General features: G+C 64.3%; 10 protein-coding genes and 2 pseudogenes. 9 read left to right on the forward strand and 3 right to left on the reverse strand.

The window, feature by feature from the left end; translation table 11 throughout:
* Positions 1–114 precede the first annotated feature (114 nt).
* Both A3CW_RS0133665 and nirK read left to right on the forward strand, forming a co-directional pair.
* On the forward strand, positions 115–822 hold the full coding sequence (locus A3CW_RS0133665; protein WP_028207488.1) for a Crp/Fnr family transcriptional regulator: 708 nt from the start codon (positions 115–117) through the stop codon (positions 820–822).
* A 531-nt stretch (positions 823–1,353) separates the two neighbouring features.
* Positions 1,354–2,385: pseudogene (gene nirK, locus A3CW_RS48390) on the forward strand (copper-containing nitrite reductase); the annotation flags it as partial.
* Positions 2,386–2,442: 57 nt separating this feature from the next.
* Here the strand turns inward: nirK and A3CW_RS0133675 are convergent.
* Entirely contained in the window at positions 2,443–3,741 is a 1,299-nt protein-coding gene (locus tag A3CW_RS0133675; RefSeq protein WP_028207489.1) for a TAXI family TRAP transporter solute-binding subunit, read from the reverse strand.
* 868 nt (positions 3,742–4,609) lie between these two features.
* Between A3CW_RS0133675 and A3CW_RS0133680 the strand changes: the two genes are divergently transcribed.
* Positions 4,610–5,968, forward strand: coding sequence for an MFS transporter (locus tag A3CW_RS0133680; RefSeq protein WP_028207490.1), 1,359 nt, complete (start codon positions 4,610–4,612; stop codon positions 5,966–5,968).
* An 81-nt stretch (positions 5,969–6,049) separates the two neighbouring features.
* A complete protein-coding gene (locus tag A3CW_RS0133685; protein ID WP_028207491.1) occupies positions 6,050–7,198 on the forward strand; it encodes a porin in 1,149 nt (382 codons plus the stop codon).
* A gap of 21 nt (positions 7,199–7,219) precedes the next feature.
* Here A3CW_RS0133685 and A3CW_RS52670 read toward each other — a convergent pair whose 3' ends face one another.
* Positions 7,220–7,375 (reverse strand): hypothetical protein, encoded by a 156-nt coding sequence (locus tag A3CW_RS52670; RefSeq protein WP_407669792.1) that lies wholly within the window; start codon positions 7,373–7,375, stop codon positions 7,220–7,222.
* A 3-nt stretch (positions 7,376–7,378) separates the two neighbouring features.
* Here A3CW_RS52670 and A3CW_RS51435 point away from each other — a divergent pair.
* A pseudogene (locus A3CW_RS51435) lies at positions 7,379–7,881 on the forward strand (YncE family protein); the annotation flags it as partial.
* A 41-nt stretch (positions 7,882–7,922) separates the two neighbouring features.
* Here the strand turns inward: A3CW_RS51435 and A3CW_RS0133705 are convergent.
* The gene (locus A3CW_RS0133705) at positions 7,923–8,432 is read right to left on the reverse strand and encodes a MarR family winged helix-turn-helix transcriptional regulator (protein WP_028207492.1); all 510 of its coding nucleotides are present in this window, start codon (positions 8,430–8,432) and stop codon (positions 7,923–7,925) included.
* Positions 8,433–8,572: 140 nt separating this feature from the next.
* Between A3CW_RS0133705 and A3CW_RS0133710 the strand changes: the two genes are divergently transcribed.
* From A3CW_RS0133710 to A3CW_RS0133725, 4 genes are read left to right on the forward strand one after another with little or no spacing between them, the layout of a single operon-like run.
* On the forward strand, positions 8,573–10,273 hold the full coding sequence (locus A3CW_RS0133710) for an AMP-binding protein (protein WP_081771931.1): 1,701 nt from the start codon (positions 8,573–8,575) through the stop codon (positions 10,271–10,273).
* Positions 10,274–10,292: 19 nt separating this feature from the next.
* Positions 10,293–11,465 (forward strand): thiolase family protein, encoded by a 1,173-nt coding sequence (locus A3CW_RS0133715; RefSeq protein WP_028207494.1) that lies wholly within the window; start codon positions 10,293–10,295, stop codon positions 11,463–11,465.
* Positions 11,462–11,896 (forward strand): Zn-ribbon domain-containing OB-fold protein, encoded by a 435-nt coding sequence (locus tag A3CW_RS48395; protein ID WP_035514737.1) that lies wholly within the window; start codon positions 11,462–11,464, stop codon positions 11,894–11,896. Before A3CW_RS0133715 ends, A3CW_RS48395 begins: the two co-directional genes overlap by 4 nt.
* Positions 11,893–12,648, forward strand: coding sequence for an SDR family NAD(P)-dependent oxidoreductase (locus A3CW_RS0133725; protein ID WP_051481883.1), 756 nt, complete (start codon positions 11,893–11,895; stop codon positions 12,646–12,648). The genes A3CW_RS48395 and A3CW_RS0133725 overlap by 4 nt, the downstream gene beginning before the upstream one ends.
* Positions 12,649–12,660 lie beyond the last annotated feature (12 nt).

Genomic DNA, 12,660 nt, shown 5'->3' on the forward strand with positions numbered 1-12,660 from the left:
GCTAAGCTGCCCACAGGAGAACTACGTTTGCGCTTGCACAAAGCCCTACCTGGCTAAGGGGTGTCGATAAAGGACGCCGAATACGGGGCGGCGCGCTTTTGGTGACGAAACGAAATGAATGCTCAATCGCTGGTCAGGTCTGACGTGCTCGCTTCCATGGAGCTTTTTCAAGGGCTCTCGCCCGTCGCATTGGCGGATACGCTGATCTGCGCGCGCACACACGAATTGCGTGCGGAGGCCCGCATCTTCTATCAGGGCGATGGGGCAGGAAGAGCCTACGCGTTGATCGAAGGGGGCGTTCGCATCTCCCAGTCGGGAAGCGACGGCGAGCAGGTGGTGATCCGTTTCGTCGCGCCGGGTGAAATGTTCGGCACCGTTGCGCTGTTCACCGACCGCCGCTATCCGGCGGAAGCAGTCACGCTCACCCAGTCGGTGGCCCTGAGCTGGAGCGAGGCCGACATGTTCGAACTGATGACGCGTTACCCGCACATCGCAGTCAACCTGGTCGGCATACTTGGCAGGCGCTTGCAGGAAGTGCAGGAGCGCTTTCGCGAGATCGCCACCCAAAGCGTCGAGCGCCGCATCGCACATGCCTTGCTGCGGCTTGCCGAGAAGGCGGGCGAGAACACGGGGCAGGGAACGGAGATCGATTTCCCGTTGACCCGCAAGCACGTCGCCGAAATGTCGGGGACGACGCTATATACGGTGAGCCGCATTCTCACACGCTGGGAAAAGTCCGGCTGGATCGTCACGAGCAATCAGCGAGTGACGCTCTGCGACTTCACGCGCATCATCCGGATCGCCGAAGACGGCGTGGATTGAGGCCGTCGCGGCGCCCCCCTGCCGCACATCACGAAGCGAATCCATTCTTGCGTCCGGATCGAGGCATCGGCCGGACGACGATTTGCGCACGCTCCCCTGGCGCGCGTAGTGGCTAATTCCTTGCTCCATGCCCACGCAAAACCTGGAGCATTAATTTCCGAACTTCAACGGCGCGAAATTACGCGTAGTGCGATTGTTTGAATCGCATGCGACATTGTGTCGATAAGAGAAATTGAATAATTAATTCAAGTTAAGGGGCGCGGCGGATTTAAGCGTTAGCCTGTTTCACGTTTATGATCGTTATATATGGTCGTGCAGAACGCGTTATTATTTCAAGTAATTTATCTCTAATTTATGAGTGTGTCAATGAGACGCGCAGAACATTTTTTAACTGATGCATCGCAAATGAGAGAGCGAAAACTGGAATGGGAGGTGATGCTTTTTAATTGGCGAATATTAAGTTTTATCCGCCCGGCGCATTGCGCATGGCCCTCGGTAGCCGGGCGGCGGGAACCTGTAAGGAGAACAATCATGACAGGAAGGTTATGTACTGCACTTGCCGCTATCGGCCTACTGGCGAGTCTTGCTTATCCGGTCGCGGCGCTGTCCGCGACCGTCCAGCCCGGCGACACGCCGGGTGATTTTGGGCCGCCGCAAGGGCAGCCGATTCACGCTGTGCTGACCAGTCCACCGAACGTGCCGCCGCCGATCGAGCGAAACTACCCCGCGCTGGTCATCGTCGATCTCGAAGTCAAGGAAGTGAAGCGGGAGATCGCGGACGGCGTCAGCTATGAATTCTGGACCTTTGGCGGCACGGTACCGGGCAGTTTCATCCGCGTGCGTCAGGGCGACACGGTGCAACTCCGTTTGAAGAATCCCTCGGATTCGCACATGCCGCACAACATCGACCTGCACGCGGTGACCGGGCCGGGTGGGGGCGCCGCGGTGACGCTGGCGTCGCCGGGCCACGACGCCACCTTCACGTTCAAGGCGCTGAATGCGGGTCTCTTTGTTTATCACTGCGCGGCGGCCCCGGTAGGCATGCACATCGCCAATGGGATGTATGGCTTGATTCAGGTCGATCCACCCGAAGGCTTGCCGAAAGTCGATCGCGAATACTACGTGATGCAGGGTGACTTCTACACGAATGGCAAATATCACGATCAAGGCATGCAGACCTTCGATATGGAGAAGGCGATCGACGAACAGCCGACTTACGTATTGTTCAACGGAAGGGAAGGCGCACTCACTGGTGATAACGCGCTAAAAGCGAAAGTGGGAGAAACGGTCCGGCTGTTCGTGGGTAATGGCGGTCCGAATCTGGTATCGAGTTTTCACGTAATCGGCGAGATTTTCGATCGGGTTTGGGACGGCTCGGATAAACACTACGAAGAAAGCGTCCAGACAACGCTGATTCCGGCTGGCGGCGCGAAGGTCGTCCAGTTCCGCACGGAGGTGCCCGGCACGTTCCTGCTCGTCGACCATTCGATTTTCCGCACCTTCAATAAAGGTGCGCTGGGCATGCTCAAGGTCGAGGGTCCCGCCGCGCCGGCGATCTATTCATCTTCTGCAGTCGCGCGATAGTGGGGTGTCGGCTCCGAAGCCGACGCTGCCGCGCCGCTATTCCGTCGTTCGCTGTGCAACGTGGGCGATCCGTTCCCGCACGATACCGATCGCCTGCTTGAGCGCGTAGACATCCTGAAAATAGCGGTACGGAATGCGTATCCGGCTCGCGTTCGCGTCGATGTTTTCGATTTCTTCGCTCCATTGCGCGATCTGCGTGCGGGTCGGCTCGCTGTTGCTCCACACTTCGTCTTCGAGTGCCTTGATTTCGCGGTACCAAACCACGAGGCGCTTTTTCATCCGCGCTTCGAGCAGGCGCGGCAATGCCTGAAGCAAGCCAATCAGGAGCGCCGCAAACGGCACGAGGATCAACAGCCGTCGTTCGATCACGCTCGCGAGCCAGAACGGCAGATAGCGGTACAGGAACGGCTGGCCGGACTTGAAATAGCGGACGCTTTCGTCGGAGATCGGGAATTCTTCCGTCTTCAGGTTAGGGAACGTGCCGAGCGGCGTGAAGTAATCTTCGCCACCGTGAACAGCGTGAGCCGCGTCGAGCAGCAGATAGACGAGCGCCGGATGCAGTGTGTCTTTCGATACCAGCAGCGCCGTTGCCGCGAGCAGCGTGACGTCCGTGCGCGGCAGATCGTCGGCGACACTCGTCGACGCGCGCGGCAAGACGATCTTTGAAAGCGACGGGAACTTCTGAACCAGCGCGTCTGCCTGCGCGAAACTCATCAGTTTGAGATTGCTGTTCAGCAGGGTCTTCTGCATCTCGGCGTCGGGCCGGCCGATGAAGAAAGCCGCGTCGATCTGGCCGCTTTCGAGCCCTTGATAAGCTGCCGGTGCATCCATTTGCAGCAGGGTGGAGTTCTGGCTCGTGATGCCGCTGTAGCCGAGCAATACCTGTGCAACGTTGAGCAGGCCGCTGCCGGGCACGCCCGTCGAAATTCTCTTGCCACGAAGTTGTGACAGCCGGTCGACGGTCGCGTCGCCGCGATAGAACACCCAGATCGGTTCGTACGACACGGCAGCGATCGTCTGCAGGCCGTCGGTTTCCTTCGGGCTGGTGGTACCCGACTGGATGAAACCGACTTCGTAGGCGCTGTTCGGGTCTCTCAACCGCTCATAATTCTCCACCGCGCCGGAAGAACTGCGGATATCGAGCTTGATGCCCGCACGCTTCAGGATGGGCGCATAGCGATCCGCAAAGCCGCGATAGATGCCGTTGTCCGCGCCGCTGGTCATGACGATGGTGCGCTGGAACGCGGGTGCGACCACGATCGCCACCACCCAGCCAAACGCAGCCAACAGAATGATTACGCCGACGATCAGGAAGCGCTGCCTCCCCCTGGTCATGGGTGTTTTCTGGCTGCGATGCAGTGCCGGATTGTGTCGGGGCATCGTTATCCACGTCTCCAGGATTTACCGCAGCAAGGGTCGCGGTGCATTGTGATCCGTTGTGATCGTTATGCTGACCAGACTGCCGTCGCCGCTCGTAGTGAGTATGCCACGGCGAGGGAATCCACCGTCGCATCGAGGACGCATCGTTCGATTGGCAGGCTTGCCGGCGTACCTTTCCTGTCTAGTGGTGGGTAATCGCAGATCAAAGATATATGTCGTAGTGCAGACTAATATTCGGTTCAACCATAAGACAAGAACGGCCACGCGAACAGCCGATGCGTCCGCGCAACGTCTTCCAGATTCAGATATATAAAAAAACATATGGAAGATATGAATTCGTCATTTTACTTGACATACCTCCATGGCGTTTAATTGGCTCCGTCACATCGACCCATAGAGCCAGGGCGCTACGCCAAAGGCTGAAAAAGACAGGAGACAACGATGTCAGCAACAACGCTGCGCAAGCGGCAACTGGCGCTTGCGGACACACCGCGCGCCGGCCGTCCGGCCAGACCGGCGCCGTCCCCGAATCATCGCCCGGACCGTCGGCACGTTGCGGCGCGCGTTAGCCACGCCGCACACTGCCCAGCGCGATAAACCGGCGCGCGTCCCGAGACCTTTCAGCGCTGCGCGTAGCGCGCAGCCTGGCAAGGCCCCCAATTCCCGAGAAACCCCGACGCGGCGCGCCTGCAGCGCGCATCGCGCGGGATGGGCATGCGCGCCAACAGGCGCCGCCTGGCCTCGACGTACCACCCCAGCCAGCTCGCAACGTAGTGCCTGAAGCGGTACGCATGACGCGCAACCGCAATCTGAGGAGACAACCATGGCAATCTCACGCACCGTCGACGTGACGGCCTTCATCGACCGGCATCGCGTCTCGCGGTTTCAGACGCTGATCGTCACGCTATGCTTCCTGATCGTTGCCATTGATGGCTTCGATACCGCCGCGATCGGCTTCATCGCTCCCGTGCTGCACGTGCAGTGGCAACTGCAGCCCGCGCAGCTCGCGCCATTGTTTGGCGCGGGGCTGGCGGGGCTGATGGTCGGTGCGCTCGCGTTCGGTCCGTTTGGCGACAGGGTGGGGCGCAAGCGGTTATTGCTCGTTTGCGTATGCGCATTCGGGCTGGCGAGTCTGCTTTCGGCGTTCGCGCCGTCGATCGGCGTGCTGATCGCGCTGCGCTTTCTGACCGGCCTCGGCCTTGGCGGCGCCATGCCGAACGCGATCACGCTCACTTCGGAATTCTGCCCGTCGCCACGCCGCTCGTTTCTCGTCACGACGATGTTCTGCGGCTTTACGATCGGATCCGCGCTCGGCGGATTCGCAGCCGCCGCGCTCATCGAGCATTACGGCTGGCGTTCGGTGCTGTTCGTGGGCGGCATCGTGCCGATCGCACTCGTGCCGCTGCTCACGTGGCGGCTGCCGGAATCGGTGCGCTATCTCGCAAGCCGCGGCGAACATCGCGAGCGCATCGCACGCACGCTCGCGCGCATCGCCCCCGATGCCGACCTCGCAGGCGCGACGTTCACGACGTCTGGCGCGAAAGCGGGCGGGTCGCCGGTGGGTCACCTGTTCCGTCCCGAACTGCTGCGCGGCACGCTGCTCATGTGGCTGGCCTTCTTCATGAGCCTGCTCGTGATCTACCTGCTGTCGAGCTGGCTGCCAACGCTGCTGCGCACGACCGGCGCCTCGCTGCGCACGGCGGCGCTCGTCACGGCGATGTTCCAGGTTGGCGGCACGCTCGGCGCGATCGTGCTCGGCTGGCTCATGGACCGGCTCAACCCCTGCTATGTGCTCGGTGCGAGCTACGCGGCGGCCGGCGTGTTCACGGCTGCCATCGGCTCGCTCACGGCGACGCCCTGGCTCGCGGCGATTGCTGTCTTCCTCGCCGGTTTTTGCGTATCAGGCTCGCAGGTCGGCGCCAATGCGTTCTCAGCGGCGTTCTATCCGACCGATTGCCGCGCAACCGGCGTGAGCTGGGCCAACGGCATTGGCCGGCTTGGCTCGGTGGTCGGCTCGGTCGCGGGCGGCGCGATGCTCTCGATGGGGCTGACGTTGCCATCGGTCTTCACGATCGTCGGCGTGCCCGCGGTCGTGGCGGGCATCGCGATGGCGGCACTAGGACGCTGGCGGACGCATGCGACCCTGGCGCCGCAAGACGAATTGCTGCTGAGCGGGGAATGAACGCGGCGCACGCGCCGCATGAAGTGACATAAATAAAACGACGAACGCCCGAGCGACGTCGATACGACTGGAGATCGTTTCATGAAAAAGATCATCGCCGTGACCTGCGCGGCGTCATTCGGCATGGCCGTGAGCAGTGTGGCCCATGCCCGGGGCAGTGTGACGCTTTACGGCATCCTCGATACCGGCATCGAATATGTGACGCATGCAAATCGCGAGGGCGACAGCCTTGTGCGCATGCCCGGCATCACGGGCGAGATGCCATCGCGCTGGGGCCTGCGCGGCACCGAACCGCTTGGCGGCGGCTTGTCCACTGTATTCGTGCTCGAAAGCGGCTTTAACGTGCGCGGCGGCGACAGCGGGCAGGGCGGACGCCTTTTCGGGCGCCAGGCGTGGGTCGGCCTGGACGGGCCATTCGGCGTGCTGAGCTTCGGCCGTCAGTACACGATGACGTTCTGGGCGCTGCAGGATTCGGATCTGCTCGGGCCAGACATCTACGGCGGCACCGGTACATTCGACAACTACGTGCCCAACGCTCGCAGCGACAACACCGTCGCCTGGAAGGGCAAATGGCACGGCGTAACGGCGGGTGCGACCTGGTCGTTTGGACGCGACGCCGCCGGCACCGGCAACTCGCCCGGACAGGGCACCTGCGCAGGGCAAATCCCGGGCGACTCGCGGGCATGCCGTCAATGGTCGGCAATGCTGCGCTACGACGCACCCACGGGCTTCGGCGTCGCGGCTGCGTACGACCAGCAACGCGGCGGCCCCGGCGCAGCTGCGAACTTCTTCGACGGCGTGACACCACTACCGCTTACGGACTCGGGCGATACCGACTCGCGCATCCAGCTGAACGGATATGCCCAGCTCGGGCCTGTGAAGGTGGGCGGCGGCTGGCTTGGGCGTCGGGTCGATACGGTCTCGAGCGCGCTGCCAAACGTGCAATCGAACCTCTACTACATGACGGCATCGTGGTACGCAACGCCGGCATGGCTGATCGACGGCGGCGTCTATCGCATGATCAACAGCGACCAGAACGCGCGTGGCACGCTCGTGACGCTGCGCAGCACCTACCTGCTCTCAAAGCGCTCGGCGGTCTATTTGCAGGGCGGCTACCTCGCCAATAGCGCACATGCGGCCTACACGATAAGCCAGGGCGGCGCGGGCGCGTCACCGGGGGCGGGCATGTCGCAGCTTGGTGTGATGGCCGGTATCCGGCAGATGTTCTGATGCCTTGATGCGAAGGCCACTTCAATGGCCAGACGACGCAGGTAGCGGCCCCTGCGTCGTCGCCGTGATCGTTGCCAGTGTCACGCCCGGGCGCATGCGCAGCGCAGCGCCGATGCCAACAAGCAGCATGACGATTGAACCCGCGAACGGCAGGGTCCAGCTGCCGGTCGTGTCCACCAGCCGCGCCCGGAGGGCAATGCGCTGTCGAGCGACGAAAAGATCCTGTATGTCGCGAACCGCGGCGACGACACGCTTGTTGCAATCGACACAGAAACGATGACGTGCGGCCGCCGCGTGAAGACGCGCAGTGACCCGAACCGGATCTACCGCACGAGCGCCCCGAACGGTCGCGATCTGCTGTTGCTGACGAACGCCGGCGAGCAGTCGATCTCGGTGTTCGACGGCAGCTCGAGGAAATCGAGCGCATCGCGCTGCCGGCGAATCCCACGGCGCTGTCGTTCCATCCGTCGCGTTCCGCTGCGTACGTGTCGTTCCAGGATGACCACGTGCGCGAACTCGATCTGGGTTCGTGGCGCTTCGTCAACGCCGGGCTGCGCGTCAGCTATCCGGCGCTCGTGCACACGTTCGCTCGGGCTCTCGGAACCCGCGGGTGGAGTGCGGCCGCGCGGCGCGCTGTCTGGCATGACAACGCGATCCGCATCTACCGGATCGATTCGCGCTGAAATTTCCCGCGCGGAGCCTGAACGGGCATCCCCTTCGCCAGTCAGTTGCCGCTGTCCGTTGAAGCGTCGATCGCGTTCAACAAATGACGCAGTGCGTGGCCTGCAGCGACACACTCATCCGGATTCATCATCGCCGTCAGCGCATTCAGCCGGGCGACCCGTTCGTCCAGTGCACGATCGATGCACGCCAGGCCTTCTTCCGTCAGTTCCACCTCGAGCCGCCGGCGGTCATTCGGATCGGGCAGACGGCGCACCAGCCCCTTGTCTTCCAGCCGGTCCAGCAGCACGGTCATCGTGCCCGTGGTGAGGATGGCGATGCGGCTCAGATCCGACGGGGATGCCGTCCTGGGGTAGCGCCGACGCAGCGCTGCCAGCACCTGGAACTGGCCCGAAGTGATGCCGTGCGCCTGGGAAAGCTTGCTCAGCTCGCGCTCCAGCACGCCGCCCAGACGGATTACCCGGATCAGCATGTCGGCGTGTTGCAGGTCGAGGTCCGGGCGAGCCGTTCGCCATTCGGCGAGAAATTGGTCCACATAGTCAAGGGTAGTCATGCGCCAATTTTACTTGGCTCCAAATAACTTCGCAATTGATTGCTTGACATCAAGATACTCGATGACTAGCATTCGCTCATGGTCTGGGCGGGGAGATGAACCGGCCGGCATCAGAAAGACAACGAAATGGGCGAGACAACATGGCTTTTGATTCCTCATGCGGGTTTCCGACACAACGGGGCGATAGCGCCGCAATCGCTGGCGGCTCGGTTCGGGCGGCCTTCGACGCAACGTCGGATCGCTATCCGGAGCGTCCTTTTCTCCATATTCCCGCGCAGGCAACGGCGGGGTATGGGGGCCAGCCGGTGGACTGGCAATACGGCGAGGCCGCCGTTCGCGTGAAGGTGCTGGAAGCCGTTCTCCGCGAGGCCGGCATGACGCGCGGCCATCGCGTCGCCTTGATGCTCGACAACCGCGCCGAGTTCTTCCTGTGCTGGCTGGCGCTCAACGGTATCGGCGTGTCGATCGTGCCGCTCAACGCAGAGCACAGCGCTGCGGAGATTGCGCACGTGCTGCGCGACAGCGCGGCCGTGATGGTGATCACGCTGGACGGACGGAAGGCGGCGCTGGAGCCCGCACTGAACCTCGCACGGACCGGCACTGATATGGCGCTGCCGCCGGTTTGGTGCCTTGACGGCGGCATGCCCCAGGCGCCGGCGCCGCGCGGCACGCTCTCAGCCGGCGAGGACGAGTGCGCGCTGGTCTATACCTCGGGCAGCACGGGTTTGCCGAAGGGCTGCATGCTGTCGAATGCCTACATGCTGGCGTTCGGCCGGTGGTACCTGGCGCTCGGCGGCCTGTGCGCCATCGAGCCCGGCGCCGAACGCCTGATCACCCCGTTGCCGCTGGTGCATATGAACGCGCTGGCCTGCTCGTCGATGGCCATGATCCTGAGCGGCGGTTGCATCGTTCAGCTGGACCGTTTCCACCCGGGCACCTGGGCGCAGACCGTCGCTGAGAGCGGCGCCACCATCGTGCATTACCTGGGCGTGATGCCGGCCATCCTGCTGCAATTCCCGCCCCATCCCGGCGAGCGTGCGCACGCCGTGAAGTTCGGCTTTGGCGCCGGCGTGCATCCCAAACACCAGGCGGCGTTCGAGGCGCGCTTTGGCTTTCCGCTGGTGGAATCCTGGTCGATGACCGAAGTCGGCGCGGGAGCGGCGGTGGCGGCCAATGTCGAGCCGCGCCAGGCCGGCAGCCGTTGCTTCGGCCGACCGGCGGGCCACATGGAATACCGGATCGTCGACGACGCGGGCAATGATCTGCCGCCCGGCACCGCCGGCGAACTGTGGGTGCGCGCTGCCGGTCCGGACCCGCGGGCGGGCTTCTTCTCGGGTTACGCGAACCAGCCAGCGTTGACCGAAGCCGCATGGGCCGGCGGCTACTTCCACACCGGAGACATCGTGCGCGCGGGTAGCGACGGCGCCCTGCATTTCGTCGATCGCAAGAAGAGCATCATCCGGCGCAGCGGCGAGAACATCGCCTCGCTCGAAGTCGAGGCCGTGCTCAACCAGTTGCCCATTGTGCGTAACGTCGGCGTGGGACCCGTCGACGACGAGACCCGGGGCGAGGAGGTCATGGCGTGCGTCGAGCTTGCCGCTGGCCACGCACCCTCGCACGAAGTGGCGCTGCAAATATTCGAGGCCGCGGCGCAGCGGCTCACTTACTACAAGCTTCCGGGCTACATCGCTTTCGTGTCCGCGCTTCCGCTGACGGCTTCCCAGAAGCTGCAGCGCGGGGTGCTGCGCGAAATCATGGGCCGCCTGGCCGGCGAGGGCGCCGCATTCGATCTGCGCGCCCTGAAGAAACGCCCCGCCGCGCAACCGGCGGACAACGCCTGAGCGGCCGCCGGAGACTCCCATGGCAATCCAACCCGAAGACGCTGATGCCGTGCTGGCAGTGCCAGTCACGACCGGCTACGCGCGCTACAGCACCGAGCCAGCGGACTGGTATGTCGCGCAATGCCTGCGTGAGCTGCTGGCAGGCGCTGGCTTGTCGAAAGACAGTCTCGACGGCCTGGCCGTTTCCAGCTTCACGTTGACACCCGACCCGGTGGCCAGCCTGTCGCGCTCGTTGGGGCTGTCGTTGCGTTGGCTGGAATCCGTGCCTTTCGGCGGCGCCAGCGGCGTGATCGCGCTGCGCCGCGCGGCGCGGGCGGTGGAGGCTGGCGATGCGGAGGTCGTGGCCTGCATCGGCGCCGACGCCAACCCGCGCGGTGGTTTTGCCGGGCTGGCCAGCCGCTTCTCGTGGGCGGCCATGGACGCCGTTTATCCCTACGGAGCGGCGGGTCCGAACATGCCGTTCGCGCACCTGACCCGACGCTACATGGACGCCACCGGCGCGACGCGAGCCGACTTCGGCCGCCTTTGCGTCTCGCAACGCGCCAATGCCAGTGCGGTCGCGCATGCGCTCTTGCGCGATCCTATCTCGCTCGAGGAATACCTCGACGCCCGGCCAATCGCCGAGCCTCTGCACAAGCTGGACGTCGTGATGCCGTGCGCGGGTGCGGAGGGCTTTCTGGTGATGCCGCGGCGGCGGGCCCTCCGTCTCGGCCTGCCGCACGCCCGCATCCGGTCGGTGGTCGAGCGCCACAACGCCTACGCCGACGATGAAGCCATCTTGCGAGGCGGCTGGGCCCAGGAGTGCAGCCGTTTATACCGCGAGGCCGGCGTCGGCTGCAGGGACATCGATGTGCTGGCCACCTACGACGACTACCCCGCGGTGGTGTTCCTGCAACTGGAAGGGCTCGGCTTTTGCCCGCCCGGCGCCGCTGCGGCTTTTATTCAGTCACACGATCTGAGTTTCCGGGGCGACTTTCCGCACAACACAAGCGGCGGCCAGCTCGGCTGCGGACAGGCCGGTGCGGCCGGCGGCTATCTCGGGCTGGTGGAAGTCCTGCGACAGGTCACTGCGCAGGCCGGCGCCAATCAGGTGCGCGCTGCCCGCATCGGGCTCGCCAGCGGCTACGGCATGGCCGTGTACGACCGCTGCCTCGCGACTGGGGCGGCGATCATCGAAGGGGTCACGCCATGAGCCACTTGAGCCACGATGCTTCCTTTGCGCAATGCGGCTCGCTTGCCTGGCAAAGCATGGCGGCATCCACACCGTCGGGCGGCCTCGCGCTGCCGTGCTGCGCGCAGTGCGGCCACCAGTTCTATCCGCCGCAACGCTTTTGCCCGCGTTGCCTGCATGGGCACATCGACTTCGTGGCGGACAGCGGCGCGGCCGTGGTGCTGTCGGTGACGCGGCTGCACCACACGCTGGAGCCAGCCTTCGTCAGTTTGCTGCCTTTACATGTGGCGGCCGTTCGCACGGATTCCGATGTCACGCTCTTCGCGCTGGCCGACGACATGCTGGCCCCGGGCACCCGCGTGAGGGTCAGCCTGAGCCGTGAAGCATGGGCGCCCGCCGGTGTGCTGCGCGCCCGCTGCCTGGCATCGCCGGAACACGGAGGTCCGGTATGAGCCATCTCCATCATGAAACCCAGCGTTTCGCGGGACGTACGGCCGTCGTGACCGGAGGTAGCGCGGGCATCGGACTGGCCGTCAGCGAGGCGCTGCTCGCGCAAGGCGCGCGCGTGATTGCCGCGGGGCTGGAGCCGTCCGCCAGTGCGCATCCGCGCCTCATCTCCTGCGTCGTGGACCTGTCGACGCCCGATGGCGTCCGCACGCTGGCGAGGCTCGCTCAGGCAGAGCAGGCCGACATCCTCGTCAACAACGCCGGCGTGGTGCGCAACACCCTGCTGGAAGACGTGGACGATGCCGAGTTCGACCTGATGATGACGCTCCACGTGCGCTGCGCCATGAAGCTGGCGCAGGCCTGCCTGCCGCACATGAAGGCACAGCGCTTCGGCCGCATCGTCAATGTGGCGTCGCGCGCGATCGTGGGCCTGGCCGGACGCACCGCCTATGGCGCGAGCAAGGCCGCGCTGGCCGCGATGACCCGCACGTGGGCGCTGGAATCCGGCCCGTCCGGCATCACGGTCAACACCGTGTCGCCGGGGCCCATCGTCACCGGCATGCTGACTCGCGACATCCCGGAGCACGGCGAACGCGCGCGGGCCCTGGCCGCTTCACTGCCGCTCCAGCGCCTCGGCCGCCCCGACGACGTAGCACGCGCGGTGCTCTTCTTTGCCGATCCCGCAAACGGCTGGATCACGGGGCAGAACCTCTTTGTCTGTGGCGGGGGGAGCCTGGCCGCCTCTCTGGCGCTCTGAGGCCTCCTAACC

The sequence above is a fragment of the Paraburkholderia nodosa DSM 21604 genome (assembly GCF_000519185.1).
In the GTDB taxonomy this organism is placed as follows: Bacteria; Pseudomonadota; Gammaproteobacteria; order Burkholderiales; family Burkholderiaceae; genus Paraburkholderia; species Paraburkholderia nodosa.